The following is a 22473-nucleotide window of genomic DNA, read 5'->3' as shown; positions in this document are numbered from 1 at the left end:
AGCAGACGCAGCGGGACGGCGACCCGGCCGCGCCTCAAATGCCGCGCATAAACCCGGCCGCCACCTCGGCGGCCTCCGTTATCAGCCCTTGCTGGGACAACCCGCTGGCCTTGAGCGGCTTGAAGTCGTGCTCACCGCTTTGCAGCCAGTGCAAACGCAACGCGGGGTCCAGCGCATAGCCAGCCACCTCATCCGGCTTGCCAAACGGGTCGCGGGTACCCTGCACTATCAACCCGCGGCAACCCAGCTCCTGCAGATGATCAATACGGGTGCGCTCCGGCTTGCCCGGCGGATGAAATGGATAGCCGAAACACACAAAGCCACTGGCGCCGATCTCGGCAGCCAGCATGCTGGCGACCCGCCCGCCCATCGACTTGCCTCCGACATAGAAAGGAGCATCAATCCGACCCGCCTGATCACGAAACGCAGATTGCAGCACCGGCATCGGATTCGGTGGACGCTTGCGCCCGGTTTCCCGCCGCTCGGCCATATAAGGAAACTCGAAGCGCAGCACCCGCACGTGACGCGCAGCCAGCGCCGCCGCGAGCAAATCCATGAACGGGCTATCCATCGGGGCGCCCGCGCCATGAGCCAGCAACAGCTGTGCTAACGGAGCGCCAGTTGGTTCATCAACAAGAAATGAAACGCTCATGCCTTCCTTTTATATATATGCACTGAAACAGTGCGACACCTTGTCACACACTGGCGACGCCTGCCAGCTTCACTTCTCGGCAATAGCTGGCTAGGCTCAAGAGCGAGGCACGGTCTGCCGCCAATGGCAGAACTGCGCAGCGCCCTGTGCAGGTCGCTCGGGGGCATAAGGCAGTCAGCAAAGAGCAGCTGAATGCCTGCTTTTGGCTACCGCAACCGACCAGCTCAGAGGCTCTGCAAGGCACCGTAGCACTGACCTATGTCATTGCAATGAGCACGGGCTTTCCTCATACTTGCCAACGCTTTAATACCCATAAACCAACTGCTATCCGTGGAATCTCGCATGAGCACAGCTACCACTCCGACAGCCTATAACTATAAGGTGGTACGCCAGTTCGCCGTCATGACGGTGGTCTGGGGTATCGTGGGCATGGCCATGGGCGTCTTCATTGCGTCCCAACTGGTCTGGCCCGAACTGAATTTTGGCTTGCCGTGGACTACCTTCGGACGTTTGCGTCCGTTGCACACTAACGCGGTCATCTTCGCCTTCGGCGGATGTGCCCTGTTTGCCACTTCCTACTACGTGGTACAACGTACCTCGCAGGCGCGCCTGGTCTCTGATGGCCTGGCAGCCTTTACGTTCTGGGGCTGGCAGGCAGTCATCGTGCTCGCCGCCGTTACCCTGCCGATGGGTCTGACCTCCAGCAAGGAATACGCCGAGCTGGAATGGCCGATCGACATCCTGATTGCTGTCGTCTGGGTCAGCTATGCTCTGGTGTTCTTTGGCACCATCATGAAGCGCAAGATGAAGCACATCTATGTAGGTAACTGGTTCTTCGGTGGCTTCATCATCACCGTTGCCGTCCTGCACATCGTCAACAGCATGGCGATTCCGGTCAGCCTGACCAAGTCGTACTCGCTGTATGCCGGTGCAACCGACGCCATGGTTCAATGGTGGTACGGCCACAACGCGGTTGGTTTCTTCCTGACTGCCGGCTTCCTGGGCATGATGTACTACTTTGTTCCCAAGCAGGCAGAGCGTCCGATCTACTCGTATCGCCTGTCCATCGTGCACTTCTGGGCGCTGATCGCGATCTACATCTGGGCCGGTCCGCACCACCTGCACTACACCGCTCTGCCTGACTGGGCTCAGTCCCTGGGCATGGTTATGTCCCTGATTCTGCTGGCACCCTCCTGGGGCGGTATGATCAACGGCATGATGACCCTGTCCGGCGCCTGGCACAAACTGCGCACCGACCCGATCCTGCGCTTCCTGGTTGTGGCTTTGGCGTTCTACGGCATGTCCACCTTTGAAGGCCCGATGATGGCCATCAAAACCGTCAACGCGCTGTCGCACTACACCGACTGGACCATTGGTCACGTACACGCCGGTGCACTGGGCTGGGTTGCCATGATCTCCATTGGCTCGTTGTATCACCTGATCCCGAAAGTGTTCGGCCGTGAAGCCATGTACAGCACCGCGCTGATCAACACCCACTTCTGGCTGGCGACCATCGGTACCGTACTGTACATCGTCTCCATGTGGGTCAACGGCATCACCCAGGGCCTGATGTGGCGCGCAGTGAACGTAGACGGCACACCGACCTACTCCTTCGTTGAAGCACTGGAAGCAAGCCACTATGGCTTCATCGTCCGCGCAATCGGCGGTGCCTTCTTCCTGATCGGCATGCTGCTGATGGCCTACAACGTATGGCGTACCGTGCGCCACAGCAAAGCGGCCAACCTCGAAGCCGCCGCACAGACTGCCTGAGGGACGCGTTAATGAAACTGCATGAAACAGTAGAAAAAAACCTTGGTCTGATGGTCGTCCTGATGGTCATTGCGATCAGCTTCGGCGGCTTGGTGCAGATCGTCCCGCTGTTCTTCCAGCCAGAAACCACCGAACCGGTTGAGGGCCTGCGCCCTTACACTGCGGTTGAACTGGAAGGTCGCGACATCTACATCCGTGAAGGCTGCGTTGGCTGCCACTCGCAGATGATCCGTCCGTTCCGTGCCGAGACCGAGCGTTATGGTCATTACTCGGTTGCCGGTGAAAGCGTTTGGGATCACCCCTTCCTGTGGGGCTCCAAGCGTACCGGTCCGGACCTGGCTCGTGTCGGCGGTCGTTACTCCGACGACTGGCACCGCGCTCACCTGATCAAACCTCAGGATGTAGTGCCGGAATCCAAAATGCCTGCATTCCCCTGGCTTCAGGAAGGCGTACTTGATGGCAAGTACACCGCCAAGAAGATGGAAGTGCTGCGCAGCATGGGTGTTCCCTATACCGACGAAGACATCGCCGGTGCCAAGGAAGCCGTTCAGGGTGTATCCGAAATGGATGCTCTGATCGCCTACCTGCAGCACCTCGGCACTGTCCTGTCGGATCGGTAAGCCACCATGGATAACAGCACTCTCCAGGGTCTCGGCACCGTCTTCGCCATGGTGGCCTTCATCGGCGTCGTGATTTGGGCCTACAGCTCATACAAGAAGAAGGACTTCGACGAAGCCGCTCAGCTGCCGTTTGCCGACGACGACGTGCAAGAGACCTCGGACGAGCAGCACAAAGATGCTAGGAGTAACAAGCAATGACTAATTTCTGGAGCGGGTACATTGTCATTCTGACCCTGACCTGCCTTGGCCTGATCCTCTGGCTGCTGCTGGCCACCCGCAAAACCCAGCGTCCCGGCCCGACCAACGAGACCATGGGCCACAGCTTTGACGGTATTGAGGAGTACGATAACCCCCTGCCCCGCTGGTGGTTCATGCTCTTCATCCTGACCATGGTCTTCTCTGCGGTCTATCTGTTCCTGTTCCCGGGCCTGGGCAAATGGCCGGGCTACCTGAACTGGACCCAGGTTGGCCAGTACGAGGCTGAAGTTGCCAGAGCCGAAGAGCGCTTTGCGCCGATCTTTGCCAAATACACGGCCATGCCGGTAGAAGACGTCGCGAAGATCCCGGAAGCGGTTGCCATCGGCCAACGTCTGTTTGCCACCAACTGCTCGGTCTGCCACGGCTCTGACGCCCGCGGCGCGTTCGGCTTCCCGAACCTGACCGACAACGACTGGCTGTATGGCGGTGACCCGGAGACCATCAAGACCACCCTGCGTGGCGGCCGTCAGGCTGCGATGCCGGCCTGGCTGGCGGTCATCGGCGAAGACGGTGTACGTAACGTCGCTGGCTACGTCCGCAGCCTGTCTGGTCTGGAAACCGAAGGTGTCGACCTGGCAGCAGGCAAGACTATCTACACCAACACCTGTGCGGTCTGCCACGGCCCCGAGGGCAAGGGCAACCAGCAACTGGGTGCGCCGAACCTGAGCGACGACATCTGGCTGTACGGTTCCAGCAACCTGCAAGTCCAGCAGACTATCCGCTACGGTCGTAACGGTCACATGCCGACTCAGGCACACCTGGGCGAGGACAAGATTCACATGCTCGCCTCCTACGTTTACAGCCTGTCCCACAAAGACGCGCAGTAACACGCAGGGTGTTCTGACAGTAAAACGGGGAGACTAGGTCTCCCCGTTTTACTTTATGACCTAGGTCAATAGACCCTGCACGCGACTACCGGTCGCATTGTTCTACTGGCCCAAGAGGTCTATTTTCTGTACTGAAGGCAAAGTCTGTCCCTACGTGAGGCCAGTCTGCCTAGCCATCCTACCTGCCTGATAGGGTTAGCCTGACCATGAGCAAGATCCCTCTCGAAGATGTGACTCCCAAGGTCGAAACCATCGACCTGTATGCCAAACGCAACAAGATTCAGACCCGCTCCTACAAGGGCCTGTTCAAGAACATTCGGCTGCTCGGTGTAGCCTTCCTGTTTCTGCTTTACTTCGGCACCGTCTGGCTGCCGTGGGGCGACCGCCAGGCCGTGCTGTGGGACCTGCCAGCGCGCCAGTTCCATATCTTCAGCGCAACCTTCCAACCGGAAGACTTCTTCCTGCTGTCGTTTCTACTGATCATCTGCGCCTTCGGCCTGTTCTTTATTACCGTGTTCGCTGGCCGCGTTTGGTGCGGCTATACCTGCCCGCAGACCGTGTGGACCTGGATTTTCATGTGGGCCGAGCGCGTAACCGAAGGTGAGCGCAACGCCAGACTCAAGCTCGACAACGCCCCCATGAGCGCCAACAAGTTCCTGCGCAAGGCGGCCAAGCACAGCATCTGGCTGGCGGTATCACTGATCACCGCGATTACCTTCGTCGGCTATTTCACGCCTATTCGCGGGCTGTTCGTCGACATCTTCACCCTGCAGATCGCTGGCTGGGCACTGTTCTGGGTATTTTTCTTTACCGCCGCGACCTACATCAACGCTGGCTGGCTGCGTGAGCAAGTGTGCATCTACATGTGCCCCTACGCCCGCTTCCAGAGCGTCATGTTTGATGCCGACACCCTGATCGTTTCCTACGACACCAAACGCGGTGAGCCACGCGGCGCACGCAAGAAAGGGGTCGATCCGGCAGAAGTTGGCAAGGGTGACTGCATCGATTGCCAGGTCTGTGTCCAGGTCTGCCCTACCGGCATCGACATTCGTGAAGGCCTGCAGTACGAGTGCATCGGCTGTGCTGCCTGCGTCGACGCCTGTGATGAAATCATGGACAAGATGGAATACCCGCGCGGCCTGATTCGCTATACCACTGAGCACGCGCTGGAAGGCAAGAACACCCATTGGCTGCGCCCTCGCCTGATCGGCTACGGTACCGCTCTGGTGGCCATGATCTGCCTGTTCATCATCACTGTGGGCAACCTCAGCCAGGTGTCGCTGGATATTGAACGCGACCGCAACGTTCTGTATCGAGAAACCAGTGCTGGTGATGTCGAGAACGTGTACATTGTCAAAGTTTTCAACAAGGCACAGACCGAGCGAACCTATCAGATCGAGGTGGCCGGGCATCCGGGCCTGAAACTGGAACTGCCCGACAACCGTCTCACCGTAGCCCCTAGCCACAAGCTGGAGCTGCCTCTGAACGTGCAGATGGATCCGGCCGAGCTGGGTGGTGCGACCAACATCCCGATCACCTTCAAAGTGACCGCAACTGATGATGAGGACGTGCGCGCCGAAGCCGAAAGCCGCTTTATGGCACCGCAGGTTCGCTGATGACCACAGGACCAAGCATGACGCAGCACCTCAATTCAACCTCACCCTGGTATAAGCAGTTCTGGGCATGGTTTGTTATTGCCATCCTTGGTTTTGCGGTGCTCATTGGTATTGGCCTGCTGATGGTCGCAACCCTCAATCCTGACAGTCTGGTTCGCGACAATTACTACAGTGAAGGCAAGGCCATCAACATGTACCTGGACCAGGACCACAATGCCAGCAGGCTGGGCATTGTGGCTGGCTTCAGTATCGACGATGTGACCGGCGATATCAGCCTGCAGCTCGGTGGCGAGCTGCAGCCGCTGCCAAGCAGTCTCAAACTCGATCTAATCTCACCGACCCACGCCTCCCGCGACCGCAGCATCGTGTTGCGCCAAATTCAGGGCAACACCTACACCGGTCAGCTGGAAAATCGTATCGAAGGGCGTCGTTACATCGAACTGGGTGACCCGGACAACTCAGGCGACGATGGATGGCGCCTGACCGGTGAACTGCATCTGGCCAAGGGAAAGCAATACCAGCTGACTGCAAAGTAAGGCATGTCCCACCCCACCCCCTGCTACCACTGCGGCGAGCCGGTTCCCACCGGCGCGCCCTGGCACGTTACCGTGTTCGGCGAATCGCGGCCGATGTGCTGCCCCGGCTGTCAGGCCGTGGCCGAAGCCATCTGCAGCGCGGGTCTCGAATCCTACTACCGTCACCGTACCGAAACCTCGGCCAACCCCGAGGCCATGCCACGTGCATTGCAGGAAGAACTGGAGCTGTACGATCGGGACGACGTACAGCAGCGCTTCACCCGGCGTGAAGGCGAAGAGCAACAGGCCATACTGCTGGTCGAAGGCATCAGCTGTGCAGCCTGCGGCTGGCTGATCGAACGCCACCTGCGTGCCCAGCCCGGGGTCAGTGACGCTGCCCTGAACATGGGCAACCAACGCCTCACCCTGCGCTGGCAAGACGACCAGACCCGGCTGTCGACGCTGCTCAAAACGCTGCGCAAAATTGGCTACGCCGCCCACCCCTACGAGCCGGACAAGGCCTCGGAGCAGATCGCTGCCGAGAACCGTCGTTACCTGCGCCGTCTGGGACTGGCAGGCCTGCTGTTTATGCAGGTAATGATGGCGACCATGGCTCTGTCCGAGGAATTCAACCAGGACGTCACCGAACGCATGGCCGACCTGCTGCGCTGGGCCAGCCTGCTGATGACCACACCCGTGGTGTTTTACAGCTGTGCGCCCTTCTTCCAGGGTGCCTGGCGCGACCTGCGCAACCGGCGCCTTAGCATGGACGTTTCGGTTTCGCTGGCGATTGGCGGTGCCTATCTGGCCGGTATCTACGCCACCCTGATCGGTAGCGGCGAGGTCTACTTCGACTCGGTCACCATGTTTGCCCTGTTCCTGCTTGCCGGGCGCTACCTGGAGCGGCGGGCTCGACAGCGTACGGTCGAAAGCACCGCCAAACTGGTCAACCTGCTGCCGCCCAGCGCCGTGCGCATAGATGCCGACGGCAACAGCCAGCGCATCATGTTGGATGAGCTGCGCTGCGGCGACGTGGTGGAAGTCAGACCGGGGGAAAGCATCCCCGCCGACGGCACCATTATCAGCGGCCAAAGCAGCCTTGATGAGTCCGCGCTGTCCGGCGAGTACCTGCCGATCGCCAAAGCAGCCGGCGATACCGTCACCGCCGGCACGCTCAATGTGGAAGGCCCGCTGCGCCTGCGCATCGAGGCGCTGGGCGAGGAGACGCGGCTGTCCGCTATCGTTCGTCTACTGGAACGTGCCCAGTCCGACAAACCGCGACTCGGCCGTCTGGCTGATGACGTTGCCCAGTACTTCCTGCTGGCCGTGCTGCTCGCCGCCGTGGTGGTCGGCAGCGCATGGTGGTGGGCGGCCGATCTGCATACAGCTTTCTGGATCGTGCTGGCGATGCTGGTTGCCACCTGCCCCTGCGCGCTGTCACTGGCCACGCCCACCGCGCTGACCACCGCCACCGGTAGCCTGCACAAGCTGGGGCTGCTGATCACCCGCGGCCACGTGCTCGAAGGTCTGCCACAGATCCAGACGGTCATTCTGGATAAGACCGGCACCCTGACCGAAGGCCGCATGACACTCGAGCAGGTGCTGCCCTTGGCCGGGGTCAATGCGGATCAGGCTCTGCGCTGGGCGCAGATGCTCGAAAGCCACTCAGAGCACCCCATCGCCCGCGCATTCGGCCGCAGCAGCGCCCAGGCGCAGCAATGCAACAACGTGCCCGGCCAGGGTCTGGAAGGCGAATGCGACGGTCAGATGCTACGCATCGGCAAGCCCGATTTCGCCATGGCGCTGTCCGGCCAGGCTGAACCCGAGCGCCCTGCTGGAGACGGCCAATGGTTGCTGCTCGCCGGCGAACAGGGACCGCTGTGCTGGTTTGCTCTCAATGACCGGCTGCGCAGCGACGCTGGCGAGCTGATTGACGGACTGCGCGCCCGCGGCCTGAAAATCGTCCTGCTGTCCGGCGACCATCAACGGGTCGTCGATCGCGTCGCCCGCACGCTTGGCATTAAGCAGGCCCTCGGCAACGCCAGTCCGGACGACAAGCTGGCCTTCGTCCAGGCCCGCCAGGCCGCCGGAGAAAAGGTGATGATGCTCGGTGACGGCGTCAACGATGTCCCGGTACTGGCCAGTGCCGATATCTCGGTAGCCATGGGCAACGCATCTGATCTGGCCAAGACCAACGCCGACGCAGTGCTGCTCGGCAGCCATCTGAGCGCCCTACTGCAGGCCATGACCATTGCCCGCAAGACCCGAGCGATCATGATTGAGAACCTCGGCTGGGCTACCCTGTACAATCTCGCCGTGCTGCCGCTGGCCGCATTCGGTCTGGTTACCCCAGCGCTCGCCGCCCTCGGCATGTCACTCAGCTCGCTGCTGGTCGTACTCAACGCCCTGCGACTGACTCGCGTCGGCCATCCCGCCGGCAGCCAAGCCGCCAGCCATCTACCGGAGGCAAGCGCATGACCGTTCTTTACATCCTGGTGCCCATTGCCATCGTGCTGGTAATTATCGCTATCTGGGTCTTCAACTGGGCGGTTAACAATGGTCAGTACGACGACCTCGACAGCCCGGCTCACAGTATCCTGTTCGATGATGACGACCCGGCCCACCTCGCCGCTCAGAAACGCGAAGACAACGCCGAGCAAGACGACAGCGATCAAACAAAATGAGTGAACTACTTGTTGCCCAGCTACTGACCGCGCTGGCTCTGGGCCTGCTCGGTGGCGGGCACTGCATTGGCATGTGCGGCGGACTGATGGGCGCCCTGACCATGGCCATCCCACCGGAGCAACGCCGTGGCTGGCCGCTCTGGCGTCTGCTGCTGGCCTATAACGCCGGCCGCATTGCCAGTTACACCCTCGCTGGTGCGCTGATTGGCAGCCTGGGCTGGGCACTGCATGGCGCCGGGCTGGACGTACTGCTGCGCGGCATCGCCGGCCTGATCATGATCGCCATGGGCCTCTATCTGGCCAACTGGTGGTCCGGCCTGACCCGGATCGAAGGGGTCGGGCGCGGCCTGTGGCGCCATATCGAACCGCACGCCCGTCGCCTTCTGCCGGTACAGCGCCCCCGTCAGGCACTGCTACTGGGTGCACTCTGGGGCTGGCTGCCCTGCGGCCTGGTCTACAGTACCCTGATCTGGAGCAGCAGCCACGGCGATGCCGTGACATCAGCATTGCTGATGTTGGCGTTTGGCCTCGGCACGCTGCCGACGCTGCTCGCCACGGGCGCCGCTGCCGAGCGCCTGACCGCACTGTTGCGGCGCCGCAGCCTGCGCGTCAGCGCTGCGCTACTGGTCATTCTGTTCGGCATCTGGACACTGCCCGGTCCACACCAGAAATGGTTAATGCAGCACCTGAGCCTGCCGTCGCAATCACACCAGTCACACCCGTGAAAACCTGTTGCAACACTCCCGGACGTGGCAGCTCTGCCTCGCATGTTGTACGCTTTGCCCATTGACACACGGAGCCGTCACCGTCATGACCGATGCAATCAAACTCAAAGCGCTTCCTGAAGCGCACTGCAAGGACTGCAGCCTCGCTGCGATGTGCCTGCCGTTGGCACTACAGGATCAGGAGCTCGACACGCTGGACAGCATCGTCAAGCGTGGCCGCCCACTGCGTAAGGGTGAGGTACTGTTCCGCCAAGGCGATTCATTCGACTCCCTGTATGCTCTTCGCTCCGGCACAGTCAAGACCTTCACCGTGGACGATGCAGGGATCGAGCAGATCACCGGCTTTCATCTGGCCAGCGAGCTGATCGGCCTGTCCGGCATGGACGGTGAACGCCAGCCGGTCACCGCCGTCGCGCTGGAAACCACATCGGTATGCGAGATTCCCTTCGAGCGCCTGGACGACCTCACTGCGACCATGCCAACGCTGCGTCGTCAGGTCATGCGCCTGATGAGCCGGGAAATTCGCGATGACCAGCAGATGATGATGCTGCTGTCGAAGAAGACCGCTGACGAGCGTATCGCCACCCTGCTGATCAACCTGTCGGCGCGTTTCCGTGCCCGTGGTTACTCGGCCCGCTCGTTCCGCCTGGCAATGTCACGCAACGACATCGGCAACTACCTGGGCCTGGCGGTCGAAACCGTGTCCCGCGTCTTTACCCGCTTCCAGCAGCAGGGGCTGATTGCCGCCGACGGCAAGGAAGTAGAGATTCTCGACCACGGCGAGCTGTGTGCGGTAGCCGGCGGCCAACTCGACTGACCTTCAGGACCCAGAGATGATCTTTGACGAATACGCCATCAAATCCCTGATCCGACCGGTACCCGGCTTTCCCAAGGAAGGCGTGACCTTTCGCGACATCACGCCACTGTTCCAGTCACCCAAAGGACTGCGCATGGTGGCGGACAGCCTGATCCAGCGCTATATCGACAGCCCGGTGACCCACATCGGTGCGATCGATGCCCGCGGTTTTCTGATTGGCTCGATTCTCGCCTACGAACTGAACCGTCCGCTGGTGCTGTTCCGCAAGGCCGGCAAGCTGCCTGCTGATACCATCAGCGCCGGTTACGCCACCGAATACGGCGAAGCCACCCTGCAAATGCACCGTGACGCTCTCACCGGTGGCGAGCAGGTGCTGCTGCTGGATGACCTGATCGCTACCGGCGGTACCTTCCTCGCTGCAGCCAGTCTGGTTCGTCAATGCGGCGCCGATGTCTATGAGGCCGCCGCTATCATCGACCTGCCGGACCTCGGCGGTTCTCAGGTCATGCAAGACAGCGGCATTCCGACCTACACACTCTGCGCATTTGCAGAGAACGAGCACTGAGGCCCGCCCTGCGGGCCGCTATCTCCTCTCCCGAAGAACACCATGAACACAACCCTGGAACTCAACGCGCACTGGCGCGAGCGTCTTGCCGCCTGGCTGGAACGCCCCCGTTTTCAATACTTCATCACCGCGCTGATCCTGATCAACGCGGTCATTCTCGGACTGGAAACGGCGCCCTCGGTGATGCAACGCTGGGGCGGCATGCTGCGACTGCTCGACCACCTGATCCTCGGCTGCTTCGTTATCGAGATCGGCCTGCGTTTCATCGCCCACGGCTGGCGCCTGCTGCGCGACCCTTGGGGTCTGTTCGACACCCTGGTGATTGCCATCGCGCTGGTACCGGCCAGCGGACCGTTGGCGGTGCTGCGTGCCCTGCGGGTATTGCGGGTGCTGCGGCTGATTTCCATCGTGCCGAGCATGAAGGTGGTGGTGCAGTCGCTGCTATCGTCGCTGCCCGGCATGGGTAGCATCGTCGCGCTGCTGGGGCTGATCTTCTACGTCGCCGCAGTCATCGCCACGCAACTGTTTGGCGAAGCATTTCCCGAATGGTTCGGCACCCTAGGCGATAGCCTGTACACCCTGTTTCAAGTCATGACCCTAGAGAGCTGGTCGATGGGCATCGTGCGGCCGGTAATGGAGGAGTTTCCCTACGCCTGGCTGTACTTCATTCCCTTCATCCTGATCGCTACCTTCATGATGCTGAACCTGTTCATCGCGGTCATCGTCGATGCAATCCAGCACCAGCGTGAGGCCAACACTGCCGCCGATGCGGCGGCCGAACCGGCCAGCCCACAGGCACTACTCAGTGAGCTGCAGGCCTTGCGCAGCGAGCTGCAGGAACTGCGCAAACAGCTGCCCCCACGCGACTGAGTCACCCCCTTGCATGCCCGGGGTGGTACTCACTGCGGGCTTTGCATATCATCAAGCGGCAAACAATAACAAACGTCGCCATTTCCACCGGACAATCGGCGGCACTAGAGTCGAGGACGACCTATGAGCAGCTTGCCGCCCGATACCCGGCTTTTGCTGATTGACGACCACCAGATCTACCTGGATGGCCTCACATTGACCCTTGGTTCACTCTGCGAAGGGGTGCAGCTCGACCACGCTCGCAACGCCGCCGAGGCCATGCAGAGCGTTCGCGAACACCCCTACGACCTGATCCTGCTCGATCTGCAGCTACCCGACAGCAGCGGTCTGGCGCTGATGCAAAAACTCCGCGCCGCCGACGCCATGGTCCCGATCGCCATCCTCACTGCCAGCAACAGCCCCAGCGATCTGGAAACAGCCCTGCAGATGGGTGCCGCTGGCTTCATCAGCAAGACGACCGATGGCAAAACCTTGCTGGATGCGGTTACCCAACTGCTATACGGCGCCCAGATCGTGATTGGCGACGCCACCATGGCCGTCGACCGTCAGAGCAACGCGCGCGAAGTGGGCATTACCCCACGGCAACTGGAAATTCTTGACCTGCTGGCCGAGGGCCTGCCCAACAAGGTGATCTGCCAGCGCCTGTCGCTATCGGAAGACACCGTCAAAACCCACCTCAAGGCGCTGTTTGCCTCACTCAACAGCCACAACCGTACCGAGTGTGTCAGCCATGCCCGCAAGCTGGGCCTGGTCAGCTTCTGATCAACTGCCCGACACCGCGCGGGTGGCATGCACGAGCATATCGTTGACAACCCGGCGCAGCCGCGCCGGCAATACCGGTTTGTACAGCAGCTGCAGGTCTGCCAGCCGTGCGGCCTCGACCAATTCCTCTGCGGTATCGGCTGTTACCAGCGCGGCCGGCCCACCAAAGATGCCGCGCTCACGCAGCTGTCGAATCAACTCGAGGCCATTGAGCTCGCCCTCCAGTCGAAAATCACTGAGCAGTACATCCACACTCGCGGTGTCCAGCCTGGCCAGCGCCTCATCGGCGCTCGCGAACGCCCAGACCACGCAGCCCCAGCTGGATAGCAACGACTGCATTGCCTCACGGCTCACCCGATCATTCTCAATCAATGCCACCTGCCCCTTCAGGCTGGGTACCACCGCCTGACGCAGCTCTTCTGGCTGGTTCTGCCATTCGCCGACCGGCACCTCTACCCAGAAGCATGCCCCCTCTCCCAGACGCGACTGGACCCCCGAGGGATACTCCAGCAAGTGCAGTATCTGTCGACAAATGCTCAGTCCTAGGCCCACGCCCTTGTCGAGCGTGCGCGCCGGATTGCGCAGTTGGGTGAACTCTTCAAAGATCCGCTCCTGGTCGGCTTCAGCCAGCCCGCACCCATCATCCACCACAGCGATGCGCAAACGCTCCTGGTTGCGGGTAACTTCGATCCGGACCAGCGTCGCCTCGGCGTGCAGCAGAGCATTGTTCAGATAGTTGCGCAGCAACCGTTCCAGCAGCAGCGTATCGCTGTGAACCGCCAGATAAGGTGGACAGGAAACCTCAAGGCGAATGCCGCGGCGTTGCGCGTAGCTATCGAGGCTGGCGACAAGCCGCTGCAGCCAGGGGGCAAGATTGAACGAGCGCAGCTGCGGTCGGACCATACCGACACTCAGCCGCGATATATCCAGCAGCGAATTCAGCATCGCCTGCAACAGCTGGGTCGAGTCGCTCAACCGCCCGACCGTGCGTTGTACCTCGCCACTGAGTGGTTGCTCCTGCAGATGCTGAATGAACAGTAGCATCGCATGCAATGGCTGACGCAGATCGTGACTGGCGGTTGCCAGGAAGTGCGTCTTGCTCTGACTTTCGCGCTCGGCGCGGCGCCGGGCCGCTTCAAGTAACTGCTCATTGAGGTAGGCGCGGCGCTGCATGTATTCATACAGATAGGTGCCCAGTGAGCCCATGACCGCAAAGTTGGACAGAAATATCCCGTCGGATATCCTCATCGCCGGCGGCGCATCGATCAGGTTCTCAGCAAACAGATAGCACAGCACAATCACCCAGGACCCCAGCACCGCCTGACGCATTGGCAGTGCCAGCAGAAACATCCCTGACAGCAGCACCAGATACAACCCATCGTGGGTCACCCGAATCGGCACCTGCGCCGCGCGAGCCATGGTAATGACCATCACCACCATTAGACCCGCGCAGATATACCCCATGGTCGCGACCGCAAACGCGCGGCGTGGCGGCACCCGCCCCGGCCGGTTGGCATACCAGATGGCGAAACAGATCACCGCCAGACCAACCCCACGAATACTCAGGGTGTAGTGCGCCAGCTCGGGCGGCAGATAGACATGGTCCAGCCACATGAACAGCAGCATAAAGAAGACCGATGATAGCGCCACCACAACCACCCGACTCGCCATTTTGGCGTGCAGGTAATATTGAAACGCATCCTCGATCGGCTTACTGAAGCGCAGTTGCTTCAGCCCCTGCTCTTCGGCCAGAAAGGCGGGCTCGTCGATAGGGCTGGTACTGCTCCGGCGTGGCGGTTCCTGCATGGTTCAAGGCCCATTGTTGTTATGGATACAGCTGTTATGACGAGCTGTTATATGCGGCGCGCCGCAGCATTCAAAATAATTTAAAAACAATGCATTACCAGATAAAACTACAACTACGCTTTAAAACATGACGGTAACCTACAGGACGTAAACCGATGTCCGCCATTGCAGCGCAATCCACCCCGAAACAGCCCGAACCGACTCCTTCATTCAGTCTTGTCCAGCTGGGTGACAGCGCCAGCTTGCACCAGGGGATCATCCAGCCGACCCTCGACTACCTCGGAGTGAGCTGTCAACGCACGACCCAACTGCTCCTCGGCACCCTGCTCTGCACGGCACGTCTGGCACCTGGCAAGCGGGCCGCCCAGGCCATCGGCCCCTACGGCATCAGCGCCCAGCTGCACACCCACCTGTGGGACGATTACCTGGCGCTGCAACCGGAGCTGGCCAGTCAGATACGTGGCCTAGCCAGTCAGCACTGCTTCTTGCGCGATCCCCACGCCGAGCTGGGTTACAACCTCGCCTACGCCACTGCCATCGCCTGGCTGGTCTATCACAGCCAGCAACTGCAACTGCCCAACGGCTCGGATCCAGCTAGCCTAGCGCGAATCTGGGAGGCCTCCTACCCCCATCGGGGTGGTCAGGCGAGCGACTTCCTCTATGCTTGGCGCCAAGCCTTTCGCCGACGTCCGCGGGCGCTCAGTTGAGCCATCTATAGCACAGCATCAAGCAGGTCGGGGTCAGCTTGACCCGGGTCCGATCAGAGGAGCATTGTGCCCGACACGCCCGTCAACAGACGGATTCGGCATCCACCTGGTCAAAGGAAAACAACAATGCCCCAGACAGCTAACGTCAATCGCCAGATCCTGCTCGCCTCCCGCCCGGTCGGCGCACCGACCGCTGCCAACTTCCAACTGGTTGAAACCCCGGTCCCCACACCTGGCCCCGGCCAGATGCTGCTGCGCAACCGCTGGATGTCACTCGACCCTTACATGCGTGGGCGCATGAGCGACGCCAAATCCTACGCGGATCCGGTGCCGGTTGGCGGCGTGATGACCTGCGGCACGGTCAGCGAGGTTATCGCCTCGGAACTCGACGGCTACAAGGCTGGCGACCTGGTCATGTGCTTTGCCTCCGGCTGGCAGGACTACACCCTGTCCGACGGCAGCATGGTGTTCCGCCTTGATCCGAACATGGCTGAACCGTCGCTGGCACTCGGCGTGCTGGGCATGCCCGGTTTCACTGGCTACATGGGCCTGACCGACATCGGCCAGCCCAAGCCGGGTGAAACCGTTGTGGTCGGTGCCGCCACCGGCCCGGTCGGCACCGTGGTAGGTCAGGTCGCCAAGCTAATGGGCTGCCGTGCAGTCGGCGTCGCCGGTGGCGCCGAGAAGTGCGAATACGCAGTAAAGGAACTGGGCTTTGACGCCTGCATCGACCACAAGGACCCGGCGCTGACCGAAAAGCTGGCGGCCGCCTGCCCGGATGGCATTGACGTGTATTTCGAAAACGTCGGCGGCAAGGTGTTCGACGCGGTCATGCCGCTGCTCAACGCCCACGCCCGCATCCCGCTCTGCGGCCTGATCGCCCAGTACAACATGACCTCGCTGCCGGACGGCCCGGACCGCATGCCGCAACTGATGCGCCTGATGCTGAGCCAGCGCATCCGCATGCAGGGCTTCATCATCTTCGACAACTACGGCCACTGCTACCCGGACTTCCTCAAGGCGATGACGCCCTGGGTGGCCGAAGGCAAGGTACGCGTCAAGGAAGACCGCGTGGAAGGCCTGGAGAACGCACCCGAGGCATTCATGGGCCTGCTCGAAGGCAAGAACTTCGGCAAGCTGGTGGTCAAGATCGCCGACTGATCAGCCCGCTCTGCCCGTCTCAGGACGGGCAGACTTCCCGTTCGGCCGTGTTGAGCTCCTGCAGATAAGCCGCCAGTCGTGCCTGCTGGCCCGCACTGAGGTGCAAGCCCAGTTTGCTGCGCCGCCAAAGCAGCGTTTCGGCATCCCGCGCCCACTCGCGCTCACGCAGGTATTTCACCTCGCGCTCGGTCAGCCCGGCGCCAAAGTCCTCGCCCATGTCCGGCGCACAGCGCATACCCCGCAAGAAAATCCGACTCAAGGTGCCGTAGCTGCGCACGTAACGGGCAATCTGCGCCTCATCCAGCCAGCGATACTCGGCGCGCAGTTCGGCGTGCAGGCTGGTCTGTGACGCGAAATCTCCGCCGATCAGGGCATACTCTGCCGTCCAGGCCTTGCCAGCCTGGGGGAACCAGCGGGCAAGCTGATCCATCGCGTTTTCCGCCAGCCGCCGGTAGGTCGTCAACTTGCCGCCAAACACAGCGAGCAACGGCGCCTGCCCCACTTCACCCTCCAGCGTCAGACTGTAGTCGCGGCTCACTTCGGAGGGCTTGGCCGTGTCGGTGCTGATCAACGGTCGTACACCCGCAAAGCTGTGCACCACATCCTCGGCACGCAACTGGCGCTTGAAGTGGGCATTGACCACGCTGATCAAGTAGTCGACCTCAGACGCATCCGGCTTGACCACCGACGGATCACCCTGAAAATCGACGTCGGTGGTGCCGATCAGCGAAAACGCGCCCTCGTAAGGCAGAACAAATACAATGCGCTTGTCTTCGTTCTGCAGAATGTAAGCTTCCTGGCCTCGATGAATCTGCGGCACCACGATATGGCTGCCCTTGACCAGCCGCACGCCGTGCGGCGAGCGCTGATCAATCACCCGCTCCATCACGCGCGCAGCCCAGGGACCAGACGCATTGACCAGTGCGCGAGCGGTGACCTGCTGAGTCTCGCCATCGGGCCCGACCAGATCTATATCCCAGAGATCACTGCGGCGACGCGCCGACTCACAGCGAGTGTGCAGCCGGATATCAGCGCCCAGACTGGCGGCCTGCACCGCATTCAACGCAACCAGCCGCGAATCGTCAGCCCAGCAGTCGGAATACTCGAAGGCGTGACTGATCACCGGATTGAGAATGCCCTGCCCGTTCAACTCCAGCGCTTTTGAGCGCGGCAAACTGATTCCCCGGTGCAGATGATCGTAGAGAAACAACCCCGCGCGCAGCATCCAACGCGGGCGCAGGTGCGGCCGATGCGGCAGTACAAAGCGCAGCGGCCAGATCAGGTGCGGTGCCTTGGCCATCAGCACCTCGCGCTCACCCAGCGCCTCGCGGACCAAACGAAAATCGAACTGTTCGAGATAACGCAGCCCTCCGTGCACCAGCTTGCTGCTGGCAGAGGAGGTATGAGCCGCCAGATCATGCTGCTCGCAAAGCAGCACAGACAACCCGCGTCCGGCTGCATCCACCGCAATACCAGTGCCATTGATGCCCCCGCCGATCACGACCAGGTCTATCACTCTGGCAGTTTTGTCAGGCACAGCCTGACGCTCGTCCGGATGGGGTGGCAACATGATGGTTCCTCAACAATGGGCGGTGCGCAGCGAGCCCCAGTGTGCAACGGGCACTGTGTCAGCGACAAGACACGCCGTGTGACCGCTCACGCAGTCCGCGCAGCCTCTTGGCCGTTGCCCTCGCCCGGTTTACCCTTGGAGCCTTATCGTAGCGGCGCGGGCGCAAAACCGAAACGCGCCTTGCCCTGAACAGTACGGACCCGACATGACACCCGCCACCAAACTGCTCGACAAAGCCAAGGTCATCTACCAACTACACCGCTATAGCCACGACCCTCAGGCCGCGTCCTACGGCACGGAGGCCGCCGACAAACTGGGACTGGAACACGGCCGCGTCTTCAAGACCCTGCTCGCCGCCACCGAAACCGGTGAGCTACTGGTCGCGGTGGTCCCGGTATCGGACAAGCTGAACCTCAAGGCGTTAGCGGCGGCTGCAGGCGTGAAGAAAGCCGCCATGGCCGATCCCGCTGCGGCGCAGCGTAGCACCGGCTATCTGGTTGGCGGTATCAGCCCACTGGGGCAGAAAAAGCGTCTGCGCACCTTTATCGACGCCTCCGCCAACCAATGGCCAACGATGTTTATCAGCGGCGGTCGACGGGGGCTCGAAATCGAGCTGGCCGCCAGCGACCTGCAAGCCCAGACCCGCGCTCAACTCTGCGAGCTGTGCCGCGACTGAGTTTTCACAACAAGATCAAGAACAGGACACATCCCTATGGCCAAGCCAATCCTCGCCATCGACCAGGGCACCACCAGCAGCCGTGCCATTCTGTTTAGCGCCGACGGTCGCCCGGAACACGTCGCCCAGCAGGAATTCGCCCAGCACTTCCCCAAAGACGGCTGGGTGGAGCACGATGGTGAGGAAATCTGGCGCTCGACTGTCGCCGTCTGCCACGAAGTGCTGGCCAAGGCCGGGCTGGACGCAGGAGAGATCGCCGGGATCGGCATTACCAACCAGCGCGAAACCACGCTGGTCTGGGACGCAGCGACTGGCGAGCTGCTCTACCGTGCCATCGTCTGGCAGGACCGTCGCACCGCCAGCTACTGCGCCGAACTGAAGGCCGCCGGCCACGAAGCGATGGTCAGCGAACGTACCGGCCTGCTGATCGACCCCTACTTCTCCGCAACCAAGCTGCGCTGGATTCTCGACAATGTCGAAGGCGCTCGTGCCCGCGCCGAGCACGGTGAACTGCGTTTTGGCACCGTCGACTGCTTCCTACTCTGGCGCCTGACCGGCGGCAAGGTACACCGCACCGACGCCACCAACGCCTCACGCACCATGCTGTTCAATATCCACACCCAGCAGTGGGATGAAGACCTGCTGCAATTGCTCGACATCCCCGCCAGCCTGCTGCCCGAGGTCATGGACAGCGCCGCCGACTTTGGCCAGACCGCGCCCGAGGTACTTGGCGCCAGCATTCCGGTCTGCGGCATCGCCGGCGACCAGCAGGCCGCCCTGATTGGCCAGGCCTGCTTCCAGCCGGGCATGGTCAAGAGCACCTACGGCACCGGCTGTTTCATGGTAATGAACACCGGCAACACGCCGATTCGCTCGCAGAATCGCCTGCTGACGACGGTCGGTTATCGCCTGAACGGTCAGACCAGTTACGCGCTGGAGGGCAGTATTTTCGTTGCCGGAGCCGCCATCCAGTGGCTGCGCGACGGTCTCAAGCTGATCCAGCACGCGGGCGAAACCGAAGCCCTCGCCCGCCAGGCTGGCGAGCACACCGGTGTCTATCTGGTGCCCGCCTTTACCGGCCTTGGCGCCCCCTACTGGGACCCAACCGCACGCGGGGCCATCTTCGGCCTAACCCGTGACACCGGCATCGCCCAGATCGTCGCCGCCGGCCTGCAATCGGTCTGTTTCCAGACCCGCGACCTGCTCGAAGCCATGCAGGCCGATGGCGCTCAGAGCACCGCCGCCTTGCGCGTGGATGGCGGCATGGTGATCAACAACTGGGTGGTACAGGAACTGGCCAATATCCTCGGCGTCACCGTCGACCGCCCCCAGGTTACCGAAACCACCGCGCTGGGTGCCGCCTACCTGGCAGGCCTGCAGCTCGGCATTTTCAAAAACCTCGACGATATCGCCACCCACTGGGCTTGCGAGCGCACCTTCGCGCCCGAAATGGCGGAAACCCAGCGCGACGCACTGTATGAAGGGTGGCTGGATGCGATTCGGCGGGTGCGGGAATAAGAACGCCGCATACTACGCCCCGACGCAACCATCGGCGCAAGGTACACCCGCTCGGGCACGGCATGCCGTGCCCGTGGTGATGATTGCACACCCTTCTACACCCCGAAGAACCCGCGCAGTCCGCTCGGGCTCAGCATGCTGTGCCCGGGGGTTAATTCAGACCCAACAACCCGCGCAAGGTCGACAGCTCTTCCGCCAGTACCGTGACCGGCCCAACCAGCGCACGGCGATCACGCTCGCTGACCTTGTCGTAGGACTCAAAGCCGCTGCTGGCATCCCCCTCGATCAGATAGTAATGCGCCAGGGTGTTTTCGATGGCAGTGAAGTTTTCTTCAATACGCGCAACAAAAGAGGGGTCTTCCTGCGCTGCCAGCGGTTTAACCAGTTCGAAGATCTTCTTCGAGCCGTCCAGGTTGCCCTGGAAGTCCCACAGGTCGGTGTGACTGTAGCGATCCTCTTCACCTGAGACCTTGGTCGCGGCGACCTCTTCCATCAACGCCGCAGCGCCACCCACCACTTTCTCCGGCGGGAAAGTCAGGTCCTGCACACTCTGCTCCAGAGTCTCGACATCACTCATCAGGCGCTCGGCATAGTCGCCCAGGCCAGCGGTGCTGTGCTCGTGAAACAGCCCGTACTCCAAGCGGTGAAAACCGGTGAAGGTCGGGTCCTGCACGCCATGCTCGTAGTCGTCTTCACGGGCGTCGATGCTGGCATCCAGATCGGCAAACAGTTCAGCAATTGGTTCGATGCGCTCGTAGTAAACGCGGGTCGGTGCGTACAGCTGCTGGGCACGCTGCAGTTCGCCGGCCTTGATGGCATCGGTGAACTCACGGGTGTGGCTGCTGAACTGCTCCAGGTTGTCGAGCACATAAAGCTTGTAGTCGGTAATCGGATTGACCAGATCCTGCGGTGCCACAGCGGCCTGTGCCTGCATGGCAACCAGCCCGAAGGCAGCGGCGGTAATGACGGTGCGAAGGTTAGACATTGTCCTGCTCCTGAATAGACGTATTAAGGCCAATCACGAATGGCGCTGGCTGGCAGCCAGCATGCTGCTGCCGAGGTAGTCCCCGGCTTGTACGCCCGGCAGCGTGAAGAAGTAGCCGCCGCCCACGGGCTTGATGTATTCCTCCAGCGGCTCACCGTCCAAGCGCTTCTGAACGGTAATGAAACCGGCCTCCAGGTCCGCCTGATAGGCAATGAACAGCAAGCCCATATCCAGCTGGCCGTTGGCTTCAACGCCGTTGGAGTAGTTGAACGGTCGACGCAGAATCAGGTTGCGCTCACTGCCGTGGGTGCGCGGGTTGGCCAGACGGATATGCGAGTCCAGTGGCGTCACCTTGCCGTCGGGGTCGTTGTCGTAGACCGGCAGATCGTGTTCGATGCCACCGTGCATGGGCGCGCCGCTATCGCGACGACGACCAAAGATGGCTTCCTGCTCCTGCAGCGGTGTGCGGTCCCAGCGTTCGACGAAGTTGCGGATGATGCGCACGGCCTGATAGCTGCCGTTGCGTGCCCATTCGGGCTCCTGGTTGCTGTCATCGACCCACACCACTTTCTGCATCAGGCCGCTGTTATCTGCTGGCGGGTTGGCGGTGCCATCGCGGAAACCAAGGTAATTACGCGCACTCTCGGTCGAGCCGTCGGAGCGCGGCGCCATGACCGGCACCGTGCCTTCCTGCTTCCAGCGCAGCATCAGCATGCCAGGGGTATTTTTGATGATGTCGCGCAGGGCGTGAATGGTGGTGCCCTCGGTGTTGGCACAGAACTGCAGGGAAATATCACCGTGGCAACGATCGGCATCCAGCGCATCGTTGGAGAACGCGACCATGCGCTGCAGGTGACGGGGTTTGACCGCGTCCAGTCCAAAACGGTCATCAAACAGCGAGGCCCCAACCGACAGCGTGATAGTCAGCCCGTCCGGGTCGATGCTGGGGCCGAGGATGCCGGAATCCACCGGAGGGTAGCGCGGGTCGCGCTGCTCATAGGTGCCGCCCTGTGTCAGAAAAGCAATGCGTTCGGTCAGCGTGCGCAGCAGGCGCTCCAGCCCGGCTTGGTCTGTCGCCAGCACATCAAAGCTGGCCAGCATGCCGACCGCCGGACGCGGGGTGGTAATGCCCTGCTGCTGTGCCCCGAAGAACGGATGGGCCTGGTGGGTTGCCGAGCTGGACGGCGCATCGGTTACTTCCGCTGTACGCGGCTGCTGACTGGCCAACGCACCGCCACTCAGGGCCGTCGCAGCAGCACCGATACCCGCAGCGCCCAGACCTTGCAGAAAGCGGCGACGATTAAGGCCCGAGAACGGGCAGCCCGGTGAAAGGTCATCACGATCACTCATAAATACTCCCGATGCGGAA

General features: G+C 61.5%; 22 protein-coding genes. 17 read left to right on the top strand and 5 right to left on the bottom strand.

Translation table 11 applies throughout. The features are described from left to right. Nucleotides 1-34: 34 nt before the first annotated feature. On the bottom strand, nucleotides 35-652 hold the full coding sequence (locus C1949_RS09615; protein ID WP_104738260.1) for an alpha/beta family hydrolase: 618 nt from the start codon (nucleotides 650-652) through the stop codon (nucleotides 35-37). A gap of 342 nt (nucleotides 653-994) precedes the next feature. On the opposite strand from C1949_RS09615, the gene ccoN reads away from it, so the two are divergent. The 13 genes from ccoN to C1949_RS09550 all read left to right on the top strand — a co-directional run bounded on the left by ccoN (nucleotide 995) and on the right by C1949_RS09550 (nucleotide 12681). Next, nucleotides 995-2422, top strand: coding sequence for a cytochrome-c oxidase, cbb3-type subunit I (gene ccoN, locus C1949_RS09610; protein ID WP_104738259.1), 1428 nt, complete (start codon nucleotides 995-997; stop codon nucleotides 2420-2422). An 11-nt stretch (nucleotides 2423-2433) separates the two neighbouring features. Beyond that, the gene (gene ccoO, locus C1949_RS09605; RefSeq protein ID WP_104738258.1) at nucleotides 2434-3042 is read left to right on the top strand and encodes a cytochrome-c oxidase, cbb3-type subunit II; all 609 of its coding nucleotides are present in this window, start codon (nucleotides 2434-2436) and stop codon (nucleotides 3040-3042) included. A gap of 6 nt (nucleotides 3043-3048) precedes the next feature. After that, entirely contained in the window at nucleotides 3049-3240 is a 192-nt protein-coding gene (locus C1949_RS09600) for a cbb3-type cytochrome oxidase subunit 3 (RefSeq protein ID WP_104738257.1), read from the top strand. Beyond that, entirely contained in the window at nucleotides 3237-4127 is an 891-nt protein-coding gene (gene ccoP / locus C1949_RS09595) for a cytochrome-c oxidase, cbb3-type subunit III (protein ID WP_104738256.1), read from the top strand. The genes C1949_RS09600 and ccoP overlap by 4 nt, the downstream gene beginning before the upstream one ends. A 206-nt stretch (nucleotides 4128-4333) precedes the next feature. Beyond that, nucleotides 4334-5743, top strand: a complete 1410-nt coding sequence (ccoG, locus tag C1949_RS09590; protein WP_104738255.1) for a cytochrome c oxidase accessory protein CcoG — start codon at nucleotides 4334-4336, stop codon at nucleotides 5741-5743. Between the two features lie 17 nt (nucleotides 5744-5760). After that, the gene (locus C1949_RS09585) at nucleotides 5761-6279 is read left to right on the top strand and encodes a FixH family protein (protein ID WP_170063048.1); all 519 of its coding nucleotides are present in this window, start codon (nucleotides 5761-5763) and stop codon (nucleotides 6277-6279) included. 3 nt (nucleotides 6280-6282) lie between these two features. Continuing rightward, nucleotides 6283-8736: a heavy metal translocating P-type ATPase gene (locus C1949_RS09580; RefSeq protein ID WP_104738253.1), complete on the top strand. Its 2454-nt coding sequence runs from the start codon at nucleotides 6283-6285 to the stop codon at nucleotides 8734-8736. Continuing rightward, entirely contained in the window at nucleotides 8733-8942 is a 210-nt protein-coding gene (gene ccoS / locus C1949_RS09575; protein ID WP_104738252.1) for a cbb3-type cytochrome oxidase assembly protein CcoS, read from the top strand. The genes C1949_RS09580 and ccoS overlap by 4 nt, the downstream gene beginning before the upstream one ends. Further along, nucleotides 8939-9667, top strand: coding sequence for a sulfite exporter TauE/SafE family protein (locus C1949_RS09570; protein WP_104738251.1), 729 nt, complete (start codon nucleotides 8939-8941; stop codon nucleotides 9665-9667). The genes ccoS and C1949_RS09570 overlap by 4 nt, the downstream gene beginning before the upstream one ends. A gap of 85 nt (nucleotides 9668-9752) precedes the next feature. Beyond that, on the top strand, nucleotides 9753-10484 hold the full coding sequence (gene fnr / locus C1949_RS09565) for a fumarate/nitrate reduction transcriptional regulator Fnr (RefSeq protein WP_104738250.1): 732 nt from the start codon (nucleotides 9753-9755) through the stop codon (nucleotides 10482-10484). 16 nt (nucleotides 10485-10500) lie between these two features. Then, the gene (locus tag C1949_RS09560) at nucleotides 10501-11049 is read left to right on the top strand and encodes an adenine phosphoribosyltransferase (protein ID WP_104738249.1); all 549 of its coding nucleotides are present in this window, start codon (nucleotides 10501-10503) and stop codon (nucleotides 11047-11049) included. Between the two features lie 42 nt (nucleotides 11050-11091). After that, the gene (locus C1949_RS09555) at nucleotides 11092-11919 is read left to right on the top strand and encodes an ion transporter (RefSeq protein ID WP_104738248.1); all 828 of its coding nucleotides are present in this window, start codon (nucleotides 11092-11094) and stop codon (nucleotides 11917-11919) included. Between the two features lie 123 nt (nucleotides 11920-12042). Continuing rightward, nucleotides 12043-12681: a response regulator gene (locus C1949_RS09550; protein WP_104738247.1), complete on the top strand. Its 639-nt coding sequence runs from the start codon at nucleotides 12043-12045 to the stop codon at nucleotides 12679-12681. Here C1949_RS09550 and C1949_RS09545 read toward each other — a convergent pair whose 3' ends face one another. Beyond that, on the bottom strand, nucleotides 12682-14487 hold the full coding sequence (locus C1949_RS09545) for a hybrid sensor histidine kinase/response regulator (RefSeq protein WP_104738246.1): 1806 nt from the start codon (nucleotides 14485-14487) through the stop codon (nucleotides 12682-12684). A 155-nt stretch (nucleotides 14488-14642) separates the two neighbouring features. Here C1949_RS09545 and C1949_RS09540 point away from each other — a divergent pair, with 155 nt between their 5' ends. Both C1949_RS09540 and C1949_RS09535 read left to right on the top strand, forming a co-directional pair. Further along, nucleotides 14643-15194 carry a hypothetical protein gene (locus tag C1949_RS09540; RefSeq protein WP_104738245.1) on the top strand — a complete coding sequence of 184 codons (552 nt, stop codon included), beginning with the start codon at nucleotides 14643-14645 and terminating at the stop codon, nucleotides 15192-15194. A gap of 126 nt (nucleotides 15195-15320) precedes the next feature. Continuing rightward, nucleotides 15321-16355 carry an NADP-dependent oxidoreductase gene (locus C1949_RS09535; protein WP_104738244.1) on the top strand — a complete coding sequence of 345 codons (1035 nt, stop codon included), beginning with the start codon at nucleotides 15321-15323 and terminating at the stop codon, nucleotides 16353-16355. 19 nt (nucleotides 16356-16374) lie between these two features. Here the strand turns inward: C1949_RS09535 and glpD are convergent, their stop codons facing one another. Further along, nucleotides 16375-17925: a glycerol-3-phosphate dehydrogenase gene (gene glpD / locus C1949_RS09530; RefSeq protein ID WP_104738243.1), complete on the bottom strand. Its 1551-nt coding sequence runs from the start codon at nucleotides 17923-17925 to the stop codon at nucleotides 16375-16377. 205 nt (nucleotides 17926-18130) lie between these two features. Between glpD and ybaK the strand changes: the two genes are divergently transcribed. Continuing rightward, on the top strand, nucleotides 18131-18601 hold the full coding sequence (gene ybaK, locus C1949_RS09525; protein WP_104738242.1) for a Cys-tRNA(Pro) deacylase: 471 nt from the start codon (nucleotides 18131-18133) through the stop codon (nucleotides 18599-18601). 36 nt (nucleotides 18602-18637) lie between these two features. Further along, nucleotides 18638-20119: a glycerol kinase GlpK gene (gene glpK / locus C1949_RS09520; RefSeq protein WP_104738241.1), complete on the top strand. Its 1482-nt coding sequence runs from the start codon at nucleotides 18638-18640 to the stop codon at nucleotides 20117-20119. 151 nt (nucleotides 20120-20270) lie between these two features. On the opposite strand, the gene efeO is transcribed toward glpK, so the two are convergent. Further along, nucleotides 20271-21104 (bottom strand): iron uptake system protein EfeO, encoded by an 834-nt coding sequence (gene efeO / locus C1949_RS09515; RefSeq protein ID WP_104738240.1) that lies wholly within the window; start codon nucleotides 21102-21104, stop codon nucleotides 20271-20273. Between the two features lie 33 nt (nucleotides 21105-21137). Further along, complete coding sequence (gene efeB, locus C1949_RS09510) at nucleotides 21138-22454, bottom strand: iron uptake transporter deferrochelatase/peroxidase subunit (protein ID WP_104738239.1); 1317 nt, start codon at nucleotides 22452-22454, stop codon at nucleotides 21138-21140. Nucleotides 22455-22473: the final 19 nt, after the last annotated feature.

The sequence above is a fragment of the Halopseudomonas oceani genome, assembly GCF_002903165.1.
Taxonomy (GTDB): Bacteria; Pseudomonadota; Gammaproteobacteria; order Pseudomonadales; family Pseudomonadaceae; genus Halopseudomonas; species Halopseudomonas oceani.
This window is presented reverse-complemented; position numbering and strand designations above follow the sequence as displayed.